This is a genomic window from Agrobacterium vaccinii, assembly GCF_021310995.1.
In the GTDB taxonomy this organism is placed as follows: Bacteria; Pseudomonadota; Alphaproteobacteria; order Rhizobiales; family Rhizobiaceae; genus Agrobacterium; species Agrobacterium vaccinii.
The window spans coordinates 417671-442759 of the sequence record NZ_CP054151.1; the positions used below are offsets into that span (position 1 = coordinate 417671).

Annotated in this window: 27 protein-coding genes; 16 read left to right on the forward strand and 11 right to left on the reverse strand. The window is 58.1% G+C overall.

The features are described 5' to 3' along the window. Nucleotide 1: 1 nt before the first annotated feature. The 3 genes from cobT to HRR99_RS17025 form a co-directional block, all read right to left on the reverse strand. Nucleotides 2–1906, reverse strand: coding sequence for a cobaltochelatase subunit CobT (cobT, locus tag HRR99_RS17015; protein WP_233123918.1), 1905 nt, complete (start codon nucleotides 1904–1906; stop codon nucleotides 2–4). A 98-nt stretch (nucleotides 1907–2004) separates the two neighbouring features. Next, entirely contained in the window at nucleotides 2005–2994 is a 990-nt protein-coding gene (gene cobS, locus HRR99_RS17020; RefSeq protein ID WP_111839569.1) for a cobaltochelatase subunit CobS, read from the reverse strand. 63 nt (nucleotides 2995–3057) lie between these two features. Next, nucleotides 3058–3681, reverse strand: coding sequence for a J domain-containing protein (locus tag HRR99_RS17025; RefSeq protein ID WP_111839570.1), 624 nt, complete (start codon nucleotides 3679–3681; stop codon nucleotides 3058–3060). 115 nt (nucleotides 3682–3796) lie between these two features. Between HRR99_RS17025 and HRR99_RS17030 the strand changes: the two genes are divergently transcribed. Then, nucleotides 3797–4078, forward strand: coding sequence for a BolA family protein (locus HRR99_RS17030; RefSeq protein WP_111839571.1), 282 nt, complete (start codon nucleotides 3797–3799; stop codon nucleotides 4076–4078). 9 nt (nucleotides 4079–4087) lie between these two features. On the opposite strand, the gene aroB is transcribed toward HRR99_RS17030, so the two are convergent. Both aroB and HRR99_RS17040 read right to left on the reverse strand, forming a co-directional pair. Beyond that, complete coding sequence (gene aroB, locus HRR99_RS17035; protein WP_233123920.1) at nucleotides 4088–5221, reverse strand: 3-dehydroquinate synthase; 1134 nt, start codon at nucleotides 5219–5221, stop codon at nucleotides 4088–4090. 4 nt (nucleotides 5222–5225) lie between these two features. Then, nucleotides 5226–5822 (reverse strand): shikimate kinase, encoded by a 597-nt coding sequence (locus HRR99_RS17040; protein WP_233123921.1) that lies wholly within the window; start codon nucleotides 5820–5822, stop codon nucleotides 5226–5228. A gap of 172 nt (nucleotides 5823–5994) precedes the next feature. On the opposite strand from HRR99_RS17040, the gene HRR99_RS17045 reads away from it, so the two are divergent. The 6 genes from HRR99_RS17045 to HRR99_RS17070 all read left to right on the forward strand — a co-directional run bounded on the left by HRR99_RS17045 (nucleotide 5995) and on the right by HRR99_RS17070 (nucleotide 11306). Continuing rightward, the gene (locus HRR99_RS17045) at nucleotides 5995–6147 is read left to right on the forward strand and encodes a hypothetical protein (protein ID WP_112501253.1); all 153 of its coding nucleotides are present in this window, start codon (nucleotides 5995–5997) and stop codon (nucleotides 6145–6147) included. A 20-nt stretch (nucleotides 6148–6167) separates the two neighbouring features. Further along, nucleotides 6168–7121 (forward strand): site-specific tyrosine recombinase XerD, encoded by a 954-nt coding sequence (gene xerD, locus HRR99_RS17050; protein WP_233123923.1) that lies wholly within the window; start codon nucleotides 6168–6170, stop codon nucleotides 7119–7121. Nucleotides 7122–7184: 63 nt separating this feature from the next. Then, the gene (locus tag HRR99_RS17055) at nucleotides 7185–8138 is read left to right on the forward strand and encodes an acetyl-CoA carboxylase carboxyltransferase subunit alpha (RefSeq protein WP_111839574.1); all 954 of its coding nucleotides are present in this window, start codon (nucleotides 7185–7187) and stop codon (nucleotides 8136–8138) included. A 231-nt stretch (nucleotides 8139–8369) separates the two neighbouring features. Continuing rightward, on the forward strand, nucleotides 8370–9824 hold the full coding sequence (locus tag HRR99_RS17060) for a sensor histidine kinase (protein WP_233124950.1): 1455 nt from the start codon (nucleotides 8370–8372) through the stop codon (nucleotides 9822–9824). Continuing rightward, entirely contained in the window at nucleotides 9821–10258 is a 438-nt protein-coding gene (locus tag HRR99_RS17065; RefSeq protein WP_111839576.1) for a response regulator, read from the forward strand. Before HRR99_RS17060 ends, HRR99_RS17065 begins: the two co-directional genes overlap by 4 nt. Nucleotides 10259–10265: 7 nt before the next feature. Next, complete coding sequence (locus tag HRR99_RS17070) at nucleotides 10266–11306, forward strand: sensor histidine kinase (RefSeq protein ID WP_233123924.1); 1041 nt, start codon at nucleotides 10266–10268, stop codon at nucleotides 11304–11306. A gap of 13 nt (nucleotides 11307–11319) precedes the next feature. Here HRR99_RS17070 and HRR99_RS17075 read toward each other — a convergent pair whose 3' ends face one another. From HRR99_RS17075 to HRR99_RS17085, 3 genes are all read right to left on the reverse strand, one after another. Beyond that, nucleotides 11320–12048 (reverse strand): L,D-transpeptidase, encoded by a 729-nt coding sequence (locus HRR99_RS17075; RefSeq protein WP_233123926.1) that lies wholly within the window; start codon nucleotides 12046–12048, stop codon nucleotides 11320–11322. Between the two features lie 18 nt (nucleotides 12049–12066). Beyond that, the gene (locus HRR99_RS17080) at nucleotides 12067–13122 is read right to left on the reverse strand and encodes a L,D-transpeptidase family protein (RefSeq protein ID WP_233123928.1); all 1056 of its coding nucleotides are present in this window, start codon (nucleotides 13120–13122) and stop codon (nucleotides 12067–12069) included. A 141-nt stretch (nucleotides 13123–13263) separates the two neighbouring features. Beyond that, the gene (locus HRR99_RS17085; protein ID WP_233123929.1) at nucleotides 13264–14040 is read right to left on the reverse strand and encodes an SDR family oxidoreductase; all 777 of its coding nucleotides are present in this window, start codon (nucleotides 14038–14040) and stop codon (nucleotides 13264–13266) included. Nucleotides 14041–14126: 86 nt separating this feature from the next. Here HRR99_RS17085 and HRR99_RS17090 point away from each other — a divergent pair, with 86 nt between their 5' ends. After that, nucleotides 14127–14714, forward strand: coding sequence for a DNA-3-methyladenine glycosylase (locus HRR99_RS17090; protein WP_233123931.1), 588 nt, complete (start codon nucleotides 14127–14129; stop codon nucleotides 14712–14714). A gap of 60 nt (nucleotides 14715–14774) precedes the next feature. Beyond that, entirely contained in the window at nucleotides 14775–16127 is a 1353-nt protein-coding gene (locus HRR99_RS17095) for an aspartate aminotransferase family protein (RefSeq protein ID WP_233123933.1), read from the forward strand. Nucleotides 16128–16191: 64 nt separating this feature from the next. Here the strand turns inward: HRR99_RS17095 and HRR99_RS17100 are convergent, their stop codons facing one another. Further along, nucleotides 16192–17502, reverse strand: a complete 1311-nt coding sequence (locus HRR99_RS17100; protein ID WP_233123934.1) for an aspartate aminotransferase family protein — start codon at nucleotides 17500–17502, stop codon at nucleotides 16192–16194. A gap of 2 nt (nucleotides 17503–17504) precedes the next feature. Beyond that, nucleotides 17505–18569 (reverse strand): phosphotransferase, encoded by a 1065-nt coding sequence (locus HRR99_RS17105; RefSeq protein WP_233123936.1) that lies wholly within the window; start codon nucleotides 18567–18569, stop codon nucleotides 17505–17507. Between the two features lie 171 nt (nucleotides 18570–18740). Between HRR99_RS17105 and HRR99_RS17110 the strand changes: the two genes are divergently transcribed. The 7 genes from HRR99_RS17110 (at nucleotide 18741) to HRR99_RS17140 (ending at nucleotide 24799) form a co-directional block, all read left to right on the forward strand. Next, nucleotides 18741–19421, forward strand: coding sequence for a GntR family transcriptional regulator (locus tag HRR99_RS17110; RefSeq protein WP_233123938.1), 681 nt, complete (start codon nucleotides 18741–18743; stop codon nucleotides 19419–19421). A 76-nt stretch (nucleotides 19422–19497) separates the two neighbouring features. After that, entirely contained in the window at nucleotides 19498–20238 is a 741-nt protein-coding gene (locus HRR99_RS17115) for an SDR family NAD(P)-dependent oxidoreductase (RefSeq protein ID WP_111839585.1), read from the forward strand. Between the two features lie 200 nt (nucleotides 20239–20438). After that, nucleotides 20439–21491 (forward strand): ABC transporter substrate-binding protein, encoded by a 1053-nt coding sequence (locus tag HRR99_RS17120; protein ID WP_233123939.1) that lies wholly within the window; start codon nucleotides 20439–20441, stop codon nucleotides 21489–21491. A 93-nt stretch (nucleotides 21492–21584) separates the two neighbouring features. Further along, nucleotides 21585–22664 carry an ABC transporter ATP-binding protein gene (locus HRR99_RS17125; RefSeq protein WP_422387363.1) on the forward strand — a complete coding sequence of 360 codons (1080 nt, stop codon included), beginning with the start codon at nucleotides 21585–21587 and terminating at the stop codon, nucleotides 22662–22664. Further along, the gene (locus HRR99_RS17130; RefSeq protein WP_233123943.1) at nucleotides 22661–23839 is read left to right on the forward strand and encodes an ABC transporter permease; all 1179 of its coding nucleotides are present in this window, start codon (nucleotides 22661–22663) and stop codon (nucleotides 23837–23839) included. The genes HRR99_RS17125 and HRR99_RS17130 overlap by 4 nt, the downstream gene beginning before the upstream one ends. A 3-nt stretch (nucleotides 23840–23842) precedes the next feature. Beyond that, the gene (locus HRR99_RS17135) at nucleotides 23843–24625 is read left to right on the forward strand and encodes an ABC transporter permease (protein WP_233123944.1); all 783 of its coding nucleotides are present in this window, start codon (nucleotides 23843–23845) and stop codon (nucleotides 24623–24625) included. Between the two features lie 24 nt (nucleotides 24626–24649). Further along, a complete protein-coding gene (locus HRR99_RS17140; RefSeq protein ID WP_338422847.1) occupies nucleotides 24650–24799 on the forward strand; it encodes a DUF2256 domain-containing protein in 150 nt (49 codons plus the stop codon). A 13-nt stretch (nucleotides 24800–24812) separates the two neighbouring features. Here HRR99_RS17140 and HRR99_RS17145 read toward each other — a convergent pair whose 3' ends face one another. Continuing rightward, nucleotides 24813–25016 carry a hypothetical protein gene (locus HRR99_RS17145; RefSeq protein WP_233123948.1) on the reverse strand — a complete coding sequence of 68 codons (204 nt, stop codon included), beginning with the start codon at nucleotides 25014–25016 and terminating at the stop codon, nucleotides 24813–24815. Nucleotides 25017–25089: the final 73 nt, after the last annotated feature.

Consider the following 25089-nt stretch of genomic DNA (forward strand, 5'->3'; position numbering starts at 1 on the left):
ATTAAACGGCACGGCGCATCCTGCCGCCGCGGCGCGGAGCCGTGCTGGTATCTTCGAACAGAGCGGCGAGCTGCTCCGTCATCGCACCGGCCAACTCGTCCGCATCCACGATGGTGACGGCGCGGCGATAATAACGTGTCACATCATGCCCGATGCCGATGGCCAGCAATTCGACGGAGGAGCGCGTTTCGATCTGCTCGATGACGGCGCGAAGATGCCGTTCCAGATAGTTGCCGGGATTGACCGACAAGGTGGAATCATCCACCGGCGCACCGTCCGAGATCATCATCATGATCTTGCGCTGCTCGGGGCGATTGATCAGGCGGTTGTGGGCCCACATCAGGGCTTCCCCGTCGATATTCTCTTTCAGCAGGCCCTCGCGCATCATCAGACCGAGATTGCGCCGCGCCCGACGCCAAGGGGCATCGGCGGATTTGTAGACGATGTGGCGCAGATCGTTCAGGCGACCGGGTGACGGTTGCTTGCCACCGGCCAGCCACTGCTCGCGCGACTGTCCACCCTTCCAGGCCTTGGTCGTGAAGCCGAGAATTTCGACCTTGACGCCGGACCGTTCCAGCGTGCGCGCCAGAATATCGGCGCAGGTGGCGGCAACCGTGATCGGGCGACCGCGCATGGAGCCGGAATTATCGATGACCAGCGACACGACCGTATCGCGGAACTTCGTATCGCGTTCCTTTTTGAAGGACAGCGGCTGCATCGGATCGATGATAAGGCGAACCAGACGCGCCGGATCGAGATAACCCTCTTCCAGATCGAAGTCCCAGGAGCGGTTCTGCTGTGCCATCAGACGGCGCTGCAAACGGTTGGCTAAGCGACCAACAGCACCCTGCAAATGCGCAAGCTGCTTGTCGAGGAAGGCGCGAAGGCGATCCAACTCGGCTTCGTCACAGAGCTCCTCGGCAGAAATCTCCTCATCGAACTCCTGCGTGAAGATGCGGTAATCGACCTTCTCGTTGAAATCATCGAAGGGGCTGTTGGGGCGGCGTGTTTCACCCGGTGTTTCGGAATCCTCATCGAGGTCGTCGGACATTTCGTCCTCAGACATCTCGGCGCCATCCATTTCGCCGTCTTCCATCTGCTCCTGAGAGGCTTCGCTCTCTTCGGCAGGGGCGGCATCGGAGCCGGCTTCCTCTTCGACCTGCTCGTCCTGCGTTTCGTTGCTGGCGGGCTGGTCTTCTTCGCTCTCGGTTTCCTGGCTTTCGGGCTGATCTTCTTCGTCGCCGAAATCCTCCGCCATCTGCATGGAGGTCAGCATCTTGCGGATGAGCCTGGAGAATGCCTTCTGGTCTTCGACAACGGTCGAGATGTCGCGAAGGTCGGCAGAGGCCTTGTCTTCGATGAAAGGACGCCAGAGGTCGAGCACCTTGCCGGCGCTTTCAGGCGGCTTTTCGCCGGTCAGCTTCTCGCGAACCATCATCGCCACGGCTTCCGCCAGCGGCGCATCTTCCTGGGTATTGATGTTGACGAAATTCGCTTTGGCGTATTTCTCGGTGTTCATGGCGCGGATGTTGGAGGCCATGCCAGGCATGCGCTGGGCACCGATGGATTCGACACGCGCCTGCTCAACAGCGTCGAAGATCAGCCGTGCATCCGGCCCCTGCGGTGCCATGCTGGCGTGAACATCGGCGTCGTGGCAGGCAAGGCGCAGAGCCATGGAATCGCCCAGACCACGGGTCACCGCGATTTCCTGGGCAGTCGGCTTCTTGGAGATTTCCGGCAGGCGCATGCGCTCACCGGCAAGACCCGGGCGTTCGTTGGCGAAGACGACTTCGACTTCGCTGTCACCAGCGATAGAGCGGACGCATCCTGTGATAGCCTGACGCAGCGGTTCTGCGTCGATCATCATTCCGGATTTGGGTCTCACATTGTCGCCGCGGCCTGCCATGGTCTTTCCTGTCGATTCTGAACGTCACCCACCTGCGCATTCGCAGACAGGGTGACGTCTTCAACTCATCGGTGATGTCCTCGGAAGTGCCGGGGAGATCAGGCGCTCAGAACGATGTTCGCAGCGCTTTCCTTCAGTTCGACGCCGAATGCGCGCTGATACTGCTCAGCCACAAGCGTCCGCTCCAGCTCGTCGCACTTGTTGAGGAAGGTGACGCGGAACGCGAAGGCAATATCGCCGAAAATATCGGCATTTTCAGCCCAGGTGATGACCGTACGCGGGCTCATGACGGTGGACAGATCGCCGTTGATGAAGGCTGAACGGGTCAGATCGGCCACACGCACCATCTTGGAAGCGGTTTCGCGGCCCTTGGCGTTGTCGAGGCTCTTGACCTTGGCGACGACGATATTCACTTCCTGCTCATGCGGAAGATAGTTCAGCGTCGTCACGACAGACCAACGGTCCATCTGCGCCTGGTTGATCTGCTGCGTGCCGTGGTAGAGGCCGGTCGTATCACCGAGACCAACCGTGTTGGCCGTCGCAAAAATGCGGAATGCGGGGTGAGGACGGATGACGCGGCTCTGGTCGAGAAGCGTCAGGCGACCGGACGATTCCAGCACGCGCTGAATGACGAACATCACATCCGGGCGTCCGGCATCATACTCGTCGAATACTAGCGCGACATTGTGCTGATAGGCCCAGGGCAGAATGCCGTCCTTGAATTCGGTAACCTGCTTGCCGTCTTTCAGAACGATGGCGTCCTTGCCGACGAGGTCGATACGGCTGACATGGCTATCGAGGTTGACGCGAACGCAAGGCCAGTTGAGGCGGGCCGCAACCTGCTCGATATGGGTGGACTTACCCGTGCCGTGGAAACCGGACACCATGACGCGTCGGTTGTGAGCAAAGCCTGCGAGAATGGCCAGCGTCGTATCGCGGTCGAACAGGTAGTCCGGGTCCAGATCCGGCACATAGGCATCGCCTTGAGAATAGGCGGGCACACGCAGGTCCGTATCGATGCCGAAAACGTCTCTTACCGAAACGGTGGTGTCCGGCAGGTTGGTAATATCCAGGTCAATTTTGCTCATAACGTCTCCAAGGCGGGTAGCAGCCACCCGGCCACATATCTATCAGGCGATCACGGAAAGGGCTTAGCAGAAACCCGCTTGCTTTAACAATTGGTAGGCTTGAATAACAGCCCGAAAACGCTCTTCCGAACCACGATCACCACCATTAGCATCAGGATGGTGCTTTTTGACAAGGTCCTTATAGCTGCGTTTGATATCATCCGGCGTCGCATTCACAGAAAGACCGAGCGTATCGAATGCTTTTTGCTCCAGCGTCTTGAGCTTGCGGCTCTGCTGGTAACGCGGACCGCCGGTGCGCCCCTGCCCCGTTGCGGAAAAACCGAAGGGATCGCGAATGCGCGCATTGGCAGCACCGGAACGCAGGGTCGAATGCAGTGGGCTGTCACTGGCCGTCTTATTCACACCCACCGTCCAGGTGGGGCGATGACCGGTGATCGCTTCCTTCTGATAGCGGGCGATCTCGGTGTCAGACAGGCCGGAAAAATAATTATAGCCTTTGTTGTAATCCTTCACATGCTCGAAACAGAACATGAAGAATTGCCCTTCGGCGTTGCGGCCGACGGGGGCTCGGTGGGCGCCCGGCTTGTCGCACCCATCCCACTGGCAGGTGGGGGGCTGAACTTCAGGCTCCCTTTCCCGTTTGCGGCGTGTGCGAATGCGGTCGAAGTATTTCGAATCCAGTTTCATGGTATTCCAATTATGGTGCGCGAATACGCGCACAACAAGAATTGACAAAGCAGAATGTTCCGGGTTCTTAGATAACCCTTTTTTTGCAGGCACCACTGATTTGGAAAGGCAACCAATGTCCCTACGCGAGAGCATAGAAAACAAGCTGAAAGAGACGTTTTTGCCGACCCGGCTGAACGTCATCGATGAAAGCCACATGCATGCCGGGCATCAGCCCGATATGACCGGCACCGGTGAAACACACATGCGTGTTCAGATAGTGTCGGAAAGTTTTTCCGGCAAGTCACGCGTCGACCGCCACCGAGCCGTCAACGCGGTTTTAAAACCAGAGCTGGATGCGGGCCTGCACGCGCTTGCCCTTGAGGTGGCAGCACCTGGAGAAACCACCCGGTTCTGAGGCCTTGCCTCAGCCCGGATGTTTCTCGTTCAGGAAAGACTGAACCTCGGATGCGGCGACATCATCGGCCACGAAGGATTGGCCGATGCCGTGGGTGAGAATGAAGGACAACTTGCCGCCCTTCACCTTCTTGTCCTGCGCAATCGCCGTCATCAGCGTTTCCACAGGCGGCAAGGCACCGGGAATGTCCTTCATGGTGGTCGGCAGGCCAACTGCCTTCAGATGCGCCTCCACACGGGCAGCATCATCGGGGCTTGCGAGATTGAGGCGGGCGGAAAACTGGTGGGCCAGCACCATGCCGATGGCAACGCCTTCGCCATGAACCAGCCGGGCGCTATCATATTCCGTTGCGCTTTCCAGTGCGTGGCCGAAGGTGTGGCCGAGATTGAGCAGCGCACGAATGCCATGCTCCTTCTCATCCGCCACGACGACATCCGCCTTGGCCTGACAACTGACGGCAATCGCCTGGATGCGGGCTGGGCCTCCACGCAGAACGTCAGCCCAGTTCTTCTCGAGCCATTCGAAGAATTCCGGCTTGTCGATCAGGCCGTATTTGACGACTTCAGCGTAACCGGCGCGAAACTCCCTTGGGCTTAGCGTATCCAGAACTGCGGTATCGGCCAGAACGAGGTCGGGCTGATGGAAGACGCCGATGAGGTTCTTGCCGTGACGGGAATTGATGCCGGTCTTGCCACCGACGGAGGAATCCACCTGCGCGAGCAGCGACGTCGGGATTTGTACGAAGCGCACACCGCGCCGCACGACACCGGCTGCAAAGCCCGCGAGATCGCCGATGACGCCGCCACCGAGCGCGATCACGACATCATTACGCTCCACGCGAGCCGCCAGCACCCTGTCGCAGACCGTCATCAGATGCTCGAAGCTCTTGGTCTTTTCGCCTGCTGGCAACGTCAGCGAAACGGCCTCGATGCCATCGGTCTGCAAACCATCCACCAACGCTTCCAGATACAGCGGCGCGACATGTTCGTCGGTAATGATGGCTGCGCGCTTGCCCTTCAAACGCGAGGAAATTTCTCCACCGGCACGCCCCACGAGACCGGGACCGATCAGAATATCATAGGCGCGGTCACCGAGCGGCACATGGACAAGGCGTTCATCGATCAGCATGTCTTGGGACGTCATTACATCAGGCCTTTTGCTCTGCACCGACGATCGCTTCCAGCACTTCGTTCACGATGACATCCGTGCGGACATTGCGTGACTCGATCGTTATGTCGGCTTCTTCATATATGGGGTAACGGCGTTCCATCAGCGCCTGTAACGTCGCTTTTGGGTTCTCTGTCTTGAGCAGAGGGCGGTTGTCGCGCTTGTTGACGCGCTCCCACAGCACTTCCAGATCGGCTTTCAACCACACGGACAGACCGCCACGCTTGATGTGTTTGCGGGTGGTGTCATTGACGAATGCGCCGCCGCCTGTCGAAACGATCTTGGGGCCGCCACGCAGCAATCTCTTGATGACGCGTTTTTCAAGCGCACGAAACTCATCCTCACCATAGGACGCGAACAGTTCGGAAATCGACATGCGAGACACGCGCTCGATCTCGGCATCAGTATCGACGAAGGGAATTTTCAGCTGTTGTGCGACAAGCCTGCCGATGGCGGATTTACCCGCACCCATCAATCCCACAAAAACGAGGTTTCTTCTGCCGAGCTTGGCCCGTGCTCTTTCCCCTATCGATTTCTCACCCATGGCTGGGTAAAAACTTGTGTTGTTCTCGATCATGAATGATGGTCCGTTTGGCATCGGTATCTGCAAATGTTTACCAAGCGTCAAGCCAAATCACGCTCTATAGAAAGAGAATCACCGAGAAGAGGCAACCGCAACTGCGGGGATATGGCCTTGTATACGCCCGCAACGCCTCTGATACGAGATAGCCGACTGCACCGGAGTGTCCATGCCCACCCTTTTTCGCTTCATCTTCGTGCTGGCCGCCATCGCAGGCATTATTTATGGCAGCATGCTGTCGCTGGTCATGTTGGTCGAGCCGCGTGAACGTGAGATCACGGTGAGGATACCTTCCGAGCGGCTGAACCCACCCACACCCTAATGAAGGAAAAGGCGACGCCGATGGCCGGTCAGGACGCCGCGAGGCTGGAAAGCTTTCTGGAAATGATGAGCGCCGAACGGGGCGCCGCCGTCAACACGCTGACGTCCTACGAGCACGACCTGACCGACCTCAACGATTTCCTTAAAGAGCATAAGGTACAGATCAGCGAGGCTGCGACCTCTGACCTTTCCGCCTATCTTGAGCATCTTTCCGCGCAAGGTTTTGCCGCCACCTCCCAAGCAAGACGCCTGTCTTCCATGCGGCAGTTCTACAAATTTCTCTATTCCGAAGGACTGCGCGGCGACGACCCCACGGGCATTCTGGATGCACCGAGAAAAGGACGGTCCCTGCCCAAAACCATGAGCGTTGCCGACGTGACTGCGCTTCTGGCGCAGGCATCGAAAGAAGCGGAGACGGAAGGTCCGGGCCAGATGGCTCGCGTACGGATGCATCTTCTGCTGGAGCTTCTCTACGCCACCGGCATGCGTGTGAGCGAACTCGTCTCGCTACCGGCAACGGTTCTGCGGCACGAGGGACGTTTCCTGATGATCCGCGGCAAGGGCAACAAGGACCGGATGGTGCTGCTGTCGCGCACGGCCATGCAGGCGATGGACGCCTATGACAAGGCAAAGAAGGCGCTGGTGCCTCGGAAGGAAGGCGCGCCTGAAAGCGCGTGGCTGTTTCCGTCCAACGGTAAGGAGGGGCATTTGCCGCGCCAGGTCTTTGCTCGTGATCTCAAAGATATCGCCATAAGGGCCGGGCTTTCACCATCGAGCATTTCTCCGCATGTCATGCGGCATGCCTTTGCCAGCCACCTCCTGCAAAACGGAGCCGACCTGCGCGCCGTGCAGGAACTGCTTGGCCATTCGGACATTTCCACGACACAAATATATACACATGTGCTGGAAGAACGGCTTCAGGAACTGGTACAAACACACCACCCTCTTGCCAAACAGTCCAAAAACCTTGATTAGAGCGACCGGAACCGCCGGAACCAACCGGTCAAACCTTGCGCAAAACGATCGGAACAGGATCTCATGCACAACTACCTCGACTTCGAAAAACCTATCTCGGACCTGGAAGGCAAGATTCTCGAGTTGAAGAAACTCGCTGCCGAAGACGAGAGCATAGATACCTCGGAGGAGATTTCTCGCCTTGAATCGCGCGTTCAGGATGCGATGCAGGACATCTACTCCAAGCTGAACGCCTGGCAGAAAACGCAGGTCGCGCGTCATCCGCAGCGCCCGCATTTTGTTGACTATGCCAAGGCCCTCTTCACGGATTTCACACCGCTGGCTGGTGACCGCAAGTTCGCCGAAGATGCCGCCATTCAGGCCGGTCTCGCCCGCTTCAACGGACAGCCTGTCGCTATCATCGGTCAGGAAAAAGGCAGCGACACCAAGTCGCGCCTGAAACACAATTTCGGTAGCGCTCGGCCCGAAGGTTACCGCAAGGCAATCCGGGTGCTGGAGCTCGCTGACCGCTTTAACCTGCCGGTCGTCACACTGATCGACACCGCAGGTGCCTATCCAGGCGTTGGCGCCGAAGAGCGCGGACAGGCCGAAGCCATCGCGCGGTCGACCGAAATGTGCCTGAACGCCAAGGTGCCGATTGTTTCCGTCGTCATCGGCGAAGGCGGTTCGGGCGGCGCGATTGCGATTGCGACCGGCAACCGGGTCTACATGCTGGAACACTCCATTTATTCGGTTATCTCACCGGAAGGTGCGGCCTCCATTCTCTGGCGCGATTCGACACGCGCCAAGGAAGCCGCCACCAACATGCGGATCACATCAGACGATCTGAAATCGCTGGGCGTGATCGACGGCATCATTCCCGAGCCAATGGGCGGCGCACATCGTGATCCGGCCAAGGTCATCGAAGCCACTGGCAAGACAATCGACGCTGCATTGCGTGAACTGGTTCCGCAAGCTGGAACCCAGTTGCGCTCAGAGCGTCGCCAGAAGTTCCTCGATATCGGTCGCAGCCTCTAATCCGATTCGACCTCCAAAAAGATACGCCCGCCTGTGAAAGCAGGTGGGCTTTTTTGTGCTTGTCAGTGGTTAAACGGATTCGTCTGCTTTTGTTCGATAAAAGTGAACAACTTAACCAATCTCGCAGCAACGCCTTGCATATAGCTGCAACGCTGGATTACTTACGGAATATCTAAAAATACGGGGCATGCGTTGGCAAAATTATCTGCGTTCATTCGCCGGACACTCGTCATGTTGGGGCTGGGTGTTGCGCTGCTTGTCGGAATGGTCGCGACATCGCTCTGGCTAGTACAGGCCAATAACAAATACTCGCAGGAAACCGCAGAACTGCGCCGCTTGCGCGCCTCCATTCTCGATGTTTTGACGACGGTTCAGGATGCTGAGACGGGGCAGCGTGGCTTTCTTCTGACGGGTGACGAACGCTACCTCGCGCCCTATCAGGACGCTCTTGCGACATTTGCGAAGAAGCGGGAGCTTCTAGCAGAACGCATCGGTGACCGGCCACAATATGTCGGCGATCTCGATGCGTTACAGGCCAATCTCGACGCCAAACTTGCCGAAATCGGTCGCGGTATCGATCTGGTGAAAGCCAACCGGACGCCAGAAGCAATCGAACTGGTGCGCAGCGACACCGGTCTTGCCTATATGCGCAGCATTCGCGAGACGCTCGATCACTTCCAGCAAATGACGGACGACCGCCTGCGCATCATCGTTGCCGAACAATTATCTGCCGCGCAGAACCTGCAATGGGTGACCATTGTTGGCGCAGTCGCCATTCTGGCCATTCTCGGCGGCACGCTGGCGCTTATCTTCAAATACATCCGCGAACTCATGCGGGCGCGTGAGGAAGTGGACGAGTTGAACCGGGGGCTGGAAGAGCGGGTGGACGAGAGAACACGTGACCTCATTCGCGCCAATCAGGAAATCCAGCGTTTCGCATACATCGTTACCCACGACCTGCGTGCACCACTGGTCAACATCATGGGTTTTCTGTCGGAGTTCGACGCCTCGCTGAAACCGGTGCAGGCCTTTGTGCTTGGCGATGGCAGCCCGCTGTCTGAACGGGACATTCAGGATGCCAAGCTGGCCGTGAAAGAGGACCTGCCAGAAGCCATGGGCTTCATCCGGTCTTCGACACGCAAGATGGACCAGTTGATCAACGCCATCCTGAAAATCTCCCGCGATGGCCGCAGAAAATTGCAGGCGGAAAAAGTCGATCTCAAGGAGCTGCTGACGTCGGCAGCAGCCAGCGTGCAACATCAGGTCACGGCGGTAGACGGCAGCATCGACGTCGATGTCCAGAGCTTCACCGTTATCAGCGACAGGATTTCGCTGGACCAGATTCTCGGAAACCTGTTCGACAATGCGGTAAAGTATCAGATGCCGGGTCGTCCGTTGAACATAACCGCCCGCATTCTGCCGCAAGGACGCGGTGTCGTGCGTGTCGATGTCAGCGATAATGGACGCGGCATTGCCGAGGACGATTACGAGCGAATCTTTGAGCTCTTCCGCCGCGCGGGGGAGCAGGACCAGCAGGGAGAAGGCATCGGCCTTGCCCATGTGCGGTCACTCATCAGAAATTTAGGTGGAGACATTACGGTCGTCTCCGAACTTGGAAAAGGCAGCACGTTCCATCTGACGCTGCCGACAGACCTTCGAAAAATCACGCGAGGAAGCGACATATGAAAGCCACTGGCCAGGAAGTTACGATCGTCATGGTCGAAGACGATGAAGGCCACGCGCGCCTCATCGAAAAGAACGTGCGACGCGCAGGCGTCAACAACGAGATCGTGCCGTTCACGCTCGGTCACAAGGCTCTTGATTTCATTCTGGGGCCTGAACGCGACGGACTGGTCAGCAAGGATCGCTACCTGCTGATCTTGCTGGACCTGAATTTGCCGGATATGTCCGGGATCAAGATTCTTGAGCAGATTAAGAGCAATGAATATACAAAGCGTCTTCCGGTCGTGGTTCTGACGACGACGGATGACGAAACCGAAATTCAGAAGTGCTATGATCTTGGCGCCAATGTCTATATCACCAAGCCGGTGGATTATGAGGGCTTTGCCACAGCAATCAGAAATCTCGGCCTCTTCTTCTCCGTAATTCAGGTTCCGTGAAAGCTTAATGACGTTGCGAATCCTTTATGTCGATGACGACCCAACGCTCGCGAAGCTCGCGCAGCGCGTTCTCGGTCGCCACGACATAGCCGTCGTTCATGCCGCCTCGGTTAGCGCGGGGCTGGAAGAATTTCGGGCCGATACCTTCGATGCCGTGGTCCTTGACCATTATTTCCAGAACGGCACCGGCCTGCAATTTCTGGCAGGCATTGGCGACGCTGCCCGCGATATTCCCGTTCTCTACGTCACCGGAGCGAGCGAAGCGCAGGTCGCGATCGATGCACTGAAGGCGGGTGCCGCCGACTATGTCATCAAGAATGTTGCGGATGACTTCTTTCCGCTTCTGTTGAATTCCATCCAGCAGGCGCGGGAGAACTTCCAGCTACGCCGCGAAAAGGAAGAGGCGGAGCGGCAGTTGGTTCAGGCCAAGGAGCGGGCCGAGTTGATGGCGAAGGAGATGAACCACCGCATCGCCAACAGCCTGTCGCTCGTTTCCGCCATGATCCGCATGCAGTTGAACGCGGTGGCAACCGAAGAAGCCCGCACGGCGCTTCTGGAAACCCAAAGCCGCATCTCGGCCATCGCCGGTGTTCACAGAAGCCTTTACACGGCGGATAATGTGGGGGAAGTCGAGCTCGCCTCATATCTCTCATCGATCACCCAGGACCTCGCGCGATCTGCTCGCGACAACGAGAAAATCCGCATCGAGACCGATATGGACACGGTGAAGGCGACGCCCGATCAGGCCGTTGCGCTGGGCGTGATCGTCACCGAACTGACGACGAATGCCCTGAAATACGCCTATCCCGGTGGCGAAGGCGAAATTCGCATCCGTCTGAAAACGCAAGACGGCACCGTGCGTCTGTTCGTGGAAGATGACGGCGTCGGCATGGATGGCGCGACCCCGCCCAAAGGAACAGGCCTCGGGACACGCCTGATCGGCGCCATGGCGCAGAGCTTGCGGGCCACCGTCAGCCAGTCGGCAACACCATCCTCGCAGGGTGCTACGATTTGCATCCAGTGGGAAGAAGGCATTCCTTCCCACTAAACAACAATCCCGCTCACATGGGTTCAAGGCCCGGCGCCATCGCAATCGATTGCGAGACCGGTGCGCCCGACATGACGACGATGGGCGTTCTGTCCGGCACGCGATTGTAAAGATCGATGATGTCCTGGTTCATCAGGCGTACGCAGCCTGAAGATACCGATTTGCCGATGGTCCACCATTCCGGTGAGCCGTGCAGACGGTAGATCGTGTCCTGCCCATCCTTGAAGATGTAAAGCGCCCGCGCGCCCAAGGGATTGTTGAGGCCCGGCGCCATGCCGCCATTGGCTGCGCTGTAGGGCGCGAGTTCCGGCTGGCGACCGATCATCTCATCGGGCGGCGTCCAGCGCGGCCATTGACGCTTGTACTGAATGACGCCCCGACCAGCCCACTCGAAACCCGCGCGCCCCAGACCAACGCCATAGCGCATGGCCTGATTGTTTTCATAGGTCAGGTAGAGAAAGTGATTGGCGGTATCGACGACAATCGTGCCCGGGCGCTCGCCGGTCGGGTTTTCGACCATCTGTCGGTAGAAGCGCGGTGGAATTTTCTCATAGGGAATGGCTGGCAGCGGGAACTGCTCATCCGGTTTCGCACCGTAAATCTCGGCATAAAAGGGATCGGCCACCGGCCGGCTATTTTGCGCCACCTCGCGCGGTGTCGTGGTGCAGCCGGCAAGCGCGGTCAACGCCAGACCCCCCGTACCGAAGAGGAAAGACCTGCGGGTGGTGTCACTGGTTATCAAGTTTTGTCCTTACAAGGTTCATCTCGCACCCGCAAACGGGTCTGCGAGCGCCGCTTCCGGGCGGCTGATCGGGTATTTCGTGCCGGAGACTTTTTCCGCCATGCTTTTTGGGCCGTTGTTTTTCAACAATGCGCGGAAGCTTGGATGCATGCCCCCATCGACATAGGCGGTGACAGCGCTGGAAGAGCTCTCATTCAAGGCCGAAGCCAGTTTCTGCTGTTCGGCGCTCAGCTTTGCAGCAATTGCGGGCTGCGGCTGATTGATGACCGGAGGGCAACTTGCCAGCGGATCGGTCGGTTCACCGCCCGCAAACTCGCTGTTGAAAACATAGCGACGACCGCAGACCGAGACTTTCGGTTGCTGTCTGGTCAGTTCGAAGGAGTCGTAGCCTTCCTTCAACGTCTTCCAGAAGGTGAAGTTGGGGTCATTCTTATAGGCAGCAAGGTTGCGCGCCGTCATGCGGAACGGATAGGCCTGCACCTGGAACTGGTTCTGCCCGCCCTTGAGGGCACGGTCGACAATAGCGTAGATTTCGCCAACCTGCTGGTCCGTCATGGCGTAGCAGCCCGACGATGAGCACGCACCATGCACCATCAGCGCTTCGCCGGTGTAGCCGAGCGCCGATTCCAGACGGTTGGGATAGCCCAGATTGAACGAGACGTAATATTGCGAGTTGGGGTTCAGCATGCCTGATGAGACATGGTAGAAACCTTCCGGTGCCTGCCGGTCGCCGCTTTTGGTCTTAGGACCGAGTTTACCGGACCAGCGGCACATGGGGTAAGACTTGAACAGCGCATAGTTGCCTGTTTTGTCCACCTTCCAGACTTCGAGTTCACTCTCCTGCTTGAATATGCGCACGAGCACCGGGCTTTCCGGCTTCATGCCCTTCGCAGCCATGGAGGCGGCGACTTTCGAGGAAAGCTTCGGTGGCGCACGGTCAGCGCTGTCGAGACCGAGAGATGTACAGGCCGCCAACGCACCGCAAAGTGCAGCGACGCACGTCGCACGCGCGACCGCGCCGGAAATGCTTCGCAGTTTCGCAGGGATCAACCTCGAAAGAATGGTATCAGTCATAAAAACGCCTTGCCCGCCTCGATCAGCGAAACCGTACATAGAGAAGTTGGCCGCATGACGGCAACCAGCTATGGGACAAACTGTCGTGAATTTGCGTTACGGCTTCGTTAATCATACGAACACAAGACGGTGAGCCGGATGTTAAACCAGCAGCCCCTGCCCACCATCGATCCAGACCGGCGTGCCCGTGATGTGTCGGGACTTGCTGCCTGCCAGAAATGCTATGACATCCGCCACGTCCTGGCTGCTGCCCGCTTTGCCGTCCGAAATCGGGATAGCGCCTTCCGGCCACTCCACCGGAATGGCCGTTTCGTGCTTGTCGCGAATCTGAGTATTGTCATCGATGTCGGTTTCGATTGCACCGGGGCAGACGGCGTTGACGCGAATGCCATAGCGGGCAAGTTCGAGCGCAAGCTGCTGCGCCATGGCGAGTTGTCCGGCTTTCGTGACGGAATAGGCGGTGGCGCCGGGTGACGTAAAGGTTCGCGTGCCGTTGATGGAGGACACCATGACGATGGATCCACCCGTGGCTTTCATGTGCGGAACGGCCTTGTTGATGGTCAGATAGGTGCCACGCAGATTGATGTTGATGGTTTGATCCCATTCGGCGGGTTTCAGGTCCTCAATGGGCGCCCAGACCCCGTTGATGCCTGCATTGGCAACAACGACATCGAGACGATCGAAACGTTCCACCAGTTCCGACATGGCATCAGCCATCTGGTCCTCATGGGCGATATCCGCGACAAGCACGAGTGCTTCGGCGTTAGCAGCACGAACCTCCGCAGCAACGGCGTTCAGCTCCTCTCTGGTGCGGCCCAGCAAGCCGATGGAGTAGCCTTCGGCTGCGAGAGTGAGTGCCGTGGCGCGGCCTATTCCCGAGCCTGCACCCGTTACTAAAGCCACCTTTGCAATTGTCATGCTCGTCTCCTCAGTCCATTATCTTTCAGTCGATGTCATGGGGACAACCTCAGACGACCCGCCTTGTTCCAGCCAAACCGGACCTCATGACCATCTTACCCGAGACCTTCTACAGGAGAGACGCCGTCATCGTTGCCGAGGAACTGATCGGTTGCACACTGCACATTCATCAGACCAGCGGCATCATCGTCGAGACGGAAGCCTACCGTCCTGACGATCCCGCATCCCACAGTTATAACGGCATGACGCCACGCAACCGCATCATGTTCGGGCCACCGGGCCATCTCTACGTTTACCGCTCCTATGGCCTGCACTGGTGCGCCAACATCGTTTGCGAGCCCGGCTCTGCCGTGTTGATCCGCGCGCTGGAACCGACCGGCGGCCTCGACATGATGGCGTTGCGCCGCAATGGTCTGGAGGTGACCAATCTATGTTCGGGACCCGGGAAACTGGCGCAAGCGTTGGGGATCACGCGAGAGATGGATAGCCTGCCGCTCGACCGCGAGCCATGTTTTGTCAGCGCTCGCAAGGCAGCTGTCAGCGTCGTGACCGGGCCACGGATCGGCATATCGAAAGCCACGGACCAGCCATGGCGTTTCGGCCTCGACAAATCACGTTTTCTAAGCCGGAAGTTCCCAATCGAGGCTGGCCATTCTATTGCACCGCATGCTTAAATGCCCGCAACGCAGCAGGCGTCATCAACGACACACGCTGCGCAATGATAAGGAACCATCATGACCATCAAACCGAATTCCATAGAAGGCCGTGACATCGCCTATCAGATGCACCCCAACGTCAATCTCAGAAAATACGAGAAGACCGGCGGGCTCGTTATCGAATCGGGCGAAGGCATCTATGTTTTCGACAATAACGGAAATCGATACATCGAAGGCCTTGCTGGCCTCTGGTCGGTCGCTGTCGGCTTTGGCGAGATGCGGTTGGTCGAGGTAGCGCGTGACCAGATGGCGAAGCTGCCCTATTACCATACCTTCGCCTACAAGACCCATGGCCCTTCCATTGAGCTTGCCGAAAAGCTGATCGAACTTGCGCCAGTGTCGATGTCGAAGGTTCACTTCACATCATCCGGTTCCGAGGCCAACGACCTTGCCTGCAAAATGGTGTGGTACCGCTCCAATGCGCTCGGCCAGAAGGACAAGAAAAAGATTATCGGTCGTATCAAAGGCTATCATGGCGTCACGATTGCCGCAGGCTCCATCACCGGCCTACCGCGCAACCATGAAAGTTTCGACCTGCCGCTGGATCGCATGGTGCACACATCCTGCCCTTCCTATGTGCATTTCGGGCAGGATGGCGAAAGTGAAGGCGATTTCACGACGCGCATGCTCAAAGACCTTGAAGATCTGATCCTGAAAGAAGGCCCGGAGACGATCGCCGCATTCTGGGGCGAGCCTGTCATGGGTGCCGGAGGCGTGCTGGTGCCGCCGGATGGTTACTGGGCGGGCGTCCAGGCGATTTTGAAGAAATACGATATTCTTCTAGTCGTGGACGAAGTCATCTGCGGTTTCGGGCGCACCGGCAACATGTTTGCCTGCCAGACCTATGGTATCGAACCGGATGTGCTGATCCTATCCAAGCAAATTTCGTCGTCCTATATGCCGCTTTCGGCTATCGTTATGAATGACCGTTTCTATCAGCCGATTGCCGACGAATCCGACCGGATCGGCTCGTTCGGTCACGGCTTCACGGCATCTGGACATCCCGTTGCCACGGCGGTTGGCCTCGAAAATCTGAAAATCATCGAAGAGCGTGATCTGGTGGGCAACGCGGCTCGACTGGAAGAACAGTTTCTGTCGCGACTCGCCGAGCTAGCGCAACATCCAATCGCCCATTCATCGCGTGGCGTCGGCCTGTTGGGTGCGTTGGAAATCAAGCCCTTCGCTGATGCAAAGCCAGGCGATGCGGCACTGACGGTTGCGGCGGCACTGGAGAAAGAAGGCGTGATCGCCCGCGCAGTGGGCGAAGCGCTCTGCTTCTGCCCGCCGCTGATCATCACTGCCGAGCAGATCGATGACATGTTCGATGCGTTGAAACGCGCGCTCGATGCCGTTGCCGCAGCACGGGTATAAAAGAAGCATACGAAGGGCGGCAGTCGCGAGACTCCCGCCCTTTTCGTTTTGAAAAAAGAGTCGATCAGCCGTTTTTCAGCACGTCGTCCAGCGCGCTGACCAGCATGTTCGCATTTTCCCGCGAGAAGACGAGTGGTGGGCGGATCTTGAGAATATTGGCGTTTTGACCGGAAGCGCTGATGAGAATGCGGCGATCACGCAGGCCGTTGACGATACGCGTAGTCAAGACAGCATCCGGTGTTTTGGCACCCCGATCGGACACGATCTCAACCGCGATGAACAAGCCGGAGCCCCTGACATCGCCGATGGCCTGATGGGGCAGGCTTTTCAGACCGTCCATAAGATACTGGCCGACCTCAAGCGCATTTTGCTGCAAACCTTCGATACGGATCGTGTCCAGCACGGCTCTGCCAGCCGCAGCAGCGATGGGGTTGCCACCGAACGTGTTGAAATAGCGCGCGCGGGGGCCGAACTCGGCGATGACTTCCGGGCGCATGACGAGACCTGCCATGGGGTAACCATTGCCCATGGGTTTGCCCATCGTCACGATATCCGGCGAAATACCATGCCGCTGGAAGCCCCACATGGTTTCTCCGGTGCGTCCAAACCCGGCCTGCACCTCGTCGGCGATGAAGAGACCACCCTCTTCGTGGATGGCATCCACGGCGGATTTCAGAAAGCCCTTTGGCTCGGCAAAGATACCATCGCTCGAAAAAATTGTATCGGTGATGAGCATTGCTGGCTTGATGCCATGACGCTTCAGATCGGCGATGGCGGCACGAACATCGCGTCCGAATTTCTCCATCATGTCATCGGGAGAATTGCGATAACTATCCGGGGCGGGAACGGTGCGAACATGCGCTCCTAGTGTTACCGATTCACCCAGTGATGGCGAGAAATCCGCAACGGCGCTCGTCAGCCCGTGATAGGCAAGATCCGTGGCGATGATACCCGTGCCGCCCGTAGCAAAGCGGGCGATGCGCAGCGCCAGATCGTTCGCCTCACTGCCCGTGCAGGTGAACATGGCTTGGCTCAGCGGATCAGGAAATGTCGCCGTCAGGGCTTCGGCGTACTCGACGATGCCTTCATGCAGGTAGCGTGTATGGGTGTTGAGAATGGCGGTCTGGCTGGTGATCGCCTCGACCACGCGCGGGTGACAATGACCGAGAGAGGCCACATTGTTGTAGGCATCGAGATATTTTTCACCGGCGCTATCGTACAGAAACACGCCCTCACCGCGCACGAGATGCAGCGGCCTCTCGTAAAACAGCCGGTAGGCCGGACCGAGGACCTTTTCACGGCGGGCAATCAATGCTCGGTCCGCAGCGTCAAGGCGCTCGAAATCTTCACGCGAAAATGCATTTACCATCGACATAATCAGGCCTCGAAGATGTTGGGCACGAGCGTTTTCAGCCCGGCGGGTGTGAAATTCTCGACGTTGAGCAGCCCCTGCCAGGCGGCAGCGTGGTTGCGCATGATGTAATCCCGGTTCTGAGGGAAATGGGCCGAGCGCCACTCGGCAATGATGATCGACATGGCCAGCCGCGCCTTGCTGAGAACCGGCACCAGTTCCAACTCCCCGACCTCAAGCCGCCGAACGGAATGGAACCCTTCGAGAAACGCCTTCGCGCGTGCCTCCCAGTTATCCGTCGACAGATTGTAGGAGAGAGCGACGGACAGATCGTTGACGAGCGGTGCATGCACCATGTCACCGAAATCGATGATGCCAACCACTTGTTCAGGAGATGCGGGATCAAGAAGAATGTTGTGCGGATTGAAATCGTTGTGGATAATCTGCCGACGCTTCAATCCGTCGATGGCAGGCTTTGCGTCCTCAAACGCTCGCAGCACGCTTTCCACCTGCGCCCGCCGCTGCGGCTCGACGTAATCAATGATGTTAGCCAGATCGAGCGTGTGGGATATGTCCCACATCAGTTTTCCGGCAGGCGGGCGTCCAGCATAATCCTGAAGGCCCAAGCCGAGTTCAGCTAGCACCTTGCCGACATTGTGGCTTTGTACTTCGGTGCCCGGTGTCCGATACTGCAACTCGCCGCGAAGGAAAGTGAGTAGGCGGATTATACGCGGGCCCTCAGCAGTATCGAGCGTATGGCTCGCCCGCCCGTCGCGGGTAAACACCAGTCGCGGCACCGGGACATCTGGCGCATTCACCTGAAGATGCAACAGTGCACCATCCTGAAAAGCCAGCGCTGCCGGGTCTTCGGCAGGATTTGCGATTTTTAGAACGAACTCGGCACCATCATGCGCGGTGAATAGGAAGGTCTCGTCCCGCTCGCTGGAGAGCGGTTTCGCAACGCCGTCGAGACCGTAGATATTCAGAACGAGAGCCTGCGCCTCGGCAAGCGAAGTGACGCTCCATGTCGCAGACATGGCATCCGCTTTCCCGGCAGGCGCTTCCTTCGTCGCGGTTGCTGGCTCTGTCATGCTTGCTCCATGGCGCAGGATGTCACCGGGTCAGTCGGATTATGATGGAACGAATTTGGCACTTCATCTCCGTCCCAAGTGTGCATACGATGCGCGTTGCCTCATACGACACTTGAAACACACTAAAAAAGATGCATCAAGTATCTTATTGATGATTTTGTGGATGCTGCAATGCCTGAATTCGCCACGCTGGAATATGAAAACCTGAACAGCGCCGTCTACGGCAAGCTTTGCGACGCGCTGATCCGGGGCCAGTTCCAGCCGGGCGACCGCCTCAAGATACGCGATCTGGCCGAACAGTTCGGCACCAGCGTAACACCCATTCGCGACGCTATCCTGCGGTTGACCAATGACGAGGCGCTGATCTTCCGCTCGCCCCGCGACATCCGCATTCCAGAAATGAGCGAGAGCAGGTACCGCGAAATTCGCGCCATTCGCATTCGCCTGGAAGGACTGGCGGCAGAAACCGCAGCGCAGGTTGCAACCAGTGCCGACATTCTGGCTTTGGAGCAGATTTTGCAGGAAAACGAGGCTGCTTTGGAGGAAGGAGACCGTCTGAAGGGAACGCAACTCAATCAGGCTTTCCACTTCATGTTGCCTCAAATTGCCGGTCTTCCCGTGCTCAATGGCATTTTAAGGCGGCTTTGGTTGCAGATGGGTCCGCATATTTCCGATGCCTATCTTTTGGGCGGACGAAGCATGATCGACCACCACTATCCCGTAATCGAAGCACTGAAACGCCATGATTCCCCGGCAGCATCCATGGCTATCGTCGATGACATTTTATTGGGCGGAAAGCCTATTCTGGAACGCATCGAGAATGGCACGATCGAACAGTTGCGGCAGGCATGAGGTCTTTCACAACAGAAGGCTTGCAATTCGCAAAGCAGTAATTACGATGTATCAAACATCTACGGAGAGTGACTGAATGACCGAAGAACGTCGCTACATGTTGCTGACCGGTGCAAGCCGCGGCATTGGCCATGCAACGGTCAAACTGTTCCAGTCGAAGGGATGGCGCATCCTCACCGTTTCCCGCCAGCCGTTCTCCGAGGAATGCGCGTGGCCCTCTGCCCGCGAAAGCCATATTCAGGCAGACCTTTCCGACCTGTCACAAGTCGAACGTCTTGCTGCGACGGTGCGCGAAAGGCTGCCACACGGACGGCTGCATGCTCTCGTCAACAATGCTGGCATTTCGCCCAAGGGCCCGGAGAAAAGCCGGTTGGGTGTAATGGGAACGGATGCCGATATCTGGACGCAGGTGCTCAACGTCAACGTCATTTCCACTGCACTCATCGCGCGCGCGCTGATGCCGGAACTCGAAGCGGCGCGCGGCTCCATCGTCAATGTGACATCGATTGCCGGAACGCGGGTGCACCCTTTCGCAGGTGTCGCCTATGCCGCATCCAAAGCAGCGCTCGGCTCCCTGACGCGAGAAATGGCGCACGAATTCGGTCGTCGCGGCGTCAGAGCCAACGCCATTGCGCCGGGTGAAATCGAAACCTCCATCCTATCTCCGGGCACGGATGAACTGGTTGCCGCAGAGGTGCCGATGCAGAGGCTTGGCGATCCCCGTGAAGTGGCAGAAACCATCTATTTCCTCTGCACGGAATCGTCGTCCTACATCAACGGTGCCGAAATCCACATCAATGGAGGGCAGCACGTCTGATCGCGGTCGCAAGGAGGTATCCTGCCCGATCACACTGAAATGCATCCGCTGGCCTACGCACCTAAGAGGAAAATGGGCGCGCACCGCCGCAGAGATTGCAGGCCACCGATACGCCAAAGGCGGGGGTGGCACGATAGTTGCACAGAAATCGTCAACGAGGCCGGTCAACCGGTTTCAAAGTCACGAAAAAGGGGAATGCAATGAAAAACATTTTGAAATCCAGCATCACAACCGCCGCCGCTATCGTGTTATCGGCAAGCATCGTCGCGCCTGCCCTTGCGCGGGACCTGACCGTCGTCTCATGGGGCGGCAATTATCAGGATGCGCAGCGCAATATTTACTTCAAGCCCTTTGCCGAGAAAACCGGCAAGCCGGTTCTCGATGAAGCATGGGATGGCGGCATTGGCGTCATTCAATCCAAGGTCAAGGCCGGTGCACCCAACTGGGATGCAGTGCAGGTTGAAGCCGAAGAACTGGCGCTTGGTTGTGCCGATGGTCTTTATGAAAAGATCGACTGGGACAAGATGGGCGGCAAGGACAAGTTTCTCGATTCCGCCGTCAATGACTGCGGTGTGGGCGCCATCGTCTGGTCCACGGCAATTGCCTATGACGGCGACAAGCTGAAAGCCGGTCCAACCTCCTGGGCTGATTTCTGGGATGTGCAGAAATTCCCGGGCAAGCGCTCGCTGCGCAAGGGACCGAAATATACCCTAGAATTCGCGCTGCTCGCAGATGGCGTCTCGAAGGACGAACTTTATGACGTGCTGGCCACCGAAGAGGGCATTACCCGCGCCTTCAAGAAACTGGATGAATTGAAGCCCAACATCGTCTGGTGGGAATCCGGTGCCCAACCGCTGCAATTCCTGGCCTCCGGTGAAGTCACCATGGCATCGGCCTATAATGGTCGCATCACCGGCATCAACCGCGCCGAGGGCAAGAATTTCAAGGTGGTCTTTCCCGGCAGCATTTATGCTGTAGACAGCTGGGTCGTGCTGAAGGATGCCGCAAATAAGGATGCCGCTCAGGATTTCATCGCTTTCGCCAGCCTGCCGGACAATCAAGCGAAGCTGCCAGAATTCGTGGCTTACGGACTGCCCAACAAGGCTGCCGCCGCCAAGGTGCCGGAGAAATTTGCCAAGGACCTGCCAACCGATCCGGCAAACATGACGGATGCCATTCCGCTCGATGTCGACTTCTGGATCGACAATGCCGAGACCCTGACACAGCGCTTCAACGCCTGGCTCGCCAAGTAAGAACATCCTCGCGGAGGGGCGCTTCATTGCGCCCTTCTCTCTTGGCCGGACGCTTAACCCGCGTTTGCGGGCACGCTTCCCATCCCACACGTGATGGAGCCTTCCGTGGCAGAATTTATTCGATTTGACCATATTACCAAATTCTACGGCCCGCTTTGTGTGGTCGAAAATCTCGATTTGAGCATCGAAAAAGGCGAATTCGTCAGTCTTTTAGGCCCTTCCGGTTCCGGTAAGACAACACTTCTGATGATGCTGGCGGGTTTTGAACAGGCGACATCCGGCAATATTCTGCTGGATGGTACCGCCATCAACAATGTGCCCACCCACAAACGCGACATGGGTGTCGTCTTCCAGAGCTACGCGTTGTTTCCTCATATGTCGGTGGGTGAGAACGTTGCCTTTCCGTTGCAGATGCGCGGCGTCGGTAAGGCTGAAATTGCGCAGCGCGTCGCACGCGCGCTGGACATGGTGCAACTGTCGGCCTTTGCAGACCGCCGCCCATCCCAACTGTCCGGTGGCCAGCAGCAGCGTGTGGCGCTGTCTCGTGCGTTGGTTTTCGAACCCCGCGTCGTTTTGATGGATGAGCCACTGGGCGCGCTCGACAAGCAGTTGCGCGAACAGATGCAGTTGGACATTCGCGACCTGCATCGTCGGCTGGGACTGACCATCGTTTTCGTCACGCATGACCAGTCCGAGGCGCTGACAATGTCGGACCGCGTCGCGGTTTTCAACAAGGGCAAGATAGAGCAAATCGGCACACCGAGGCAGGTCTACGACGAACCGGCAACCCGCTTCGTTGCGGAGTTTATCGGCGAGACCAATCTCGTTGAAGGCGTGGTCGAGACGCTGCACGGTAACGAGGCTGTCGTGCGCGTGGCCTCCGGTGCGCAGATCGTGTCAGCGGTATCCGCATCGGTTTTACCGGGCCAGACCGTCTATGTCTCGATCCGTCCCGAGCGGGTTGACCTGACCGAAACACGGGGTGATGCACACAACTGCCTGGAGGCGGAGGTGTATGATTCCGTCTATCAGGGGGATCACCTGCGTGTTCAGCTCAGCAGCCCCGCGCACCAGTTGATCGCCAAGCTGGGCCGTCGGTCTGCCGAATTTCAACCGGGAGCAAAGGTCTATGCCGCCTTTTCCGCAGGCGATTGCCGGGTCATCGCGCCATGAACATTCTCACCTCGCGAACCGGGCGGTCGCTGCTTCTGCTGGCACCTCTGCTCATCTTCCTCGTCGGGTTCTTCGTCTGGCCGCTGTTCAGCATGATGTCCCAGTCCGTTTCCGACACCGCCGTGTTGCGGCTTTTGCCACGAAGCGCCGAGGTTCTGCCGAACTGGGATCGCGTTTCCCCACCAACCCCGACCATGCAGACTGCGTTGATGGAGGATCTCAAGGCCGTCAATGATGACCAGGCACTGGGCGATATGGTGCGGCGCCTCAACAGCGCGCGCTCCGGCTTTCGCACCTTGATGTCGAAAACAACAGGTGCACTGGCAGACGCGGCGCGCCAGCCGACCGATCTCGTCTCGATCGACAAGCGCTGGGAAAGGCCTGAGTTCTGGCTGGCGATTGCCGATGCTCTATCGCCGCTAACCGACCGCAATCTGCTGGCCGCCGTCGATCTGGGTCGCAATACGGCGGGCGAGATCGAGCATCTGCCTGCCGATCAATCGGTCAATCGCGTCATTTTGCTGCGCACGTTCTGGATCGCGGCGCTGGTGACCCTCGCCTGCGCCTGCATCGGCTTTCCCTATGCGATCATTGCCGCATCCCTGACGGGCTGGAAACGGGACCTGATGCTGGGTGCCGTTCTGCTGCCGCTCTGGACATCGCTTTTGGTGCGCACGGCGGCATGGTTCATTCTGTTGCAGGAAAAGGGCCTGATCAACGATGCCCTGCAAATGCTCGGCATCATCGACAGCCCACTGCCGCTGATCTTCAACCGCACGGGCGTCATCATCGCCATGACCCATGTGCTGCTACCCTTCATGGTGCTGCCGATCTATTCGGTGCTGATTACCATTCCGAAAAACCTGATGCCTGCGGCAGCGTCGCTGGGTGCCAATCCGCTCCGCGCCTTCCTGCGCGTTCTGTTGCCGCTCAGTCTGCGCGGGGTGGCGTCCGGGGCTCTGCTCGTCTTCATCTCGGCCATTGGCTACTACATCACACCAGCGCTGATCGGCGGGCCGGGTGACCAGATGATCTCATCCATCATCGCGTTTTACGCCATCGGCTCGGCAAATTGGGGCATGGCCGGCGCGTTGGGCATGGTTCTGCTGGTCGCGACACTGGTGCTCTACAGCGTCTATGCGCGACTTTCAGCAGAAGAACCGGAGAGGTACTAGGTCATGCCGATGAAACTGACACGACTGACCTTCGCCTCGCTCGCCATTCTTTTCCTCGTGGCGCCGCTCATCGCCATTTTGCCCCTGGCTTTCACCTCGAGTGTGATCCTGACCTACCCTATCCCGTCATGGTCGTTGCGGTGGTTCGAGGAGTTGTTCACCGCCGATGTCTGGCGCCGCGCGATCATCAACAGCCTGATCATCGGCACCGGGACGACATTGCTGGCAACCGCGCTGGGCATGGCTGCCTCACTCGGTCTCCGCAATCGGCTGCTGTTCTTCCGAGGAACGATGCGCACGCTGTTTCTGTTGCCGATGGTGGTTCCAGCGGTGGTGCTGGGTGTCGGCATGCAGGTACTGCTTGCGCGCTTCGGGCTAACCAACAGCTATTCAGGCGTCATCATCGCCCACACCGTCGTGGCCGTGCCCTTCGTGGTGGTCAGCGTCAGCGGTGCGCTTGCTGGCATCGACAAACGGGTAGAACTTGCGGCCCAAAGCCTCGGTGCGGCCCCGATGACGGTTTTTCGCCGCGTGACCTTGCCGCTTGCCATGCCGGGGGTTCTCTCAGGTGCGGTTCTGGCCTTTGCCACATCGCTGGATGAGGTGGTCCTGACACTTTTCGTGGCCGGACCCAACCAACGCACGCTCGCCCGTCAGATGTTTTCCAGCATTCGGGAAAACATCAGCCCGGCAATCGCAGCCGCCGCGTTTCTGTTTATCGCGGTGACCGTGATCATCGGGCTCATCGTCATGACGTCACGGTACATGCTGGCAAAGCGGACTTGAGCATAGGAAGACGCCATGCCGAAAATGGTGAGGAAGGAAAACCTGCCGACGAAAATCTGCGCATGCTGCGGGCTGGAATTCACGTGGCGTCGGAAATGGGCCGCAAGCTGGGCGGACGTTAAATACTGCTCGGAACGGTGCCGCAGGTCCAAGCAAGACGGCGGCAAAGCGTGAGTGAAGATCGCGTTTAGCGGCGTCGGCGTGCACCGGCTGCAGCATGGACCAACACTGCTGTCGAAAGAAGGATGCTGGAAATCAGCAGGGCGACGGAGACAAGACCGGCGCTGCTAATCTCCGCATTGGCCGATAACCGAAGATGTCTGCCCATCGTTACCGTCGCTTCGGCGCGATTCAGAGGCGAAATGACGTCATTGTTGGAAGCTTTGGTCACGGAAAATCTCCACCATTTCCTCACCTACGTTAGCTTATTTTCGCATGATTACGAATATAAGGAACTGGACATC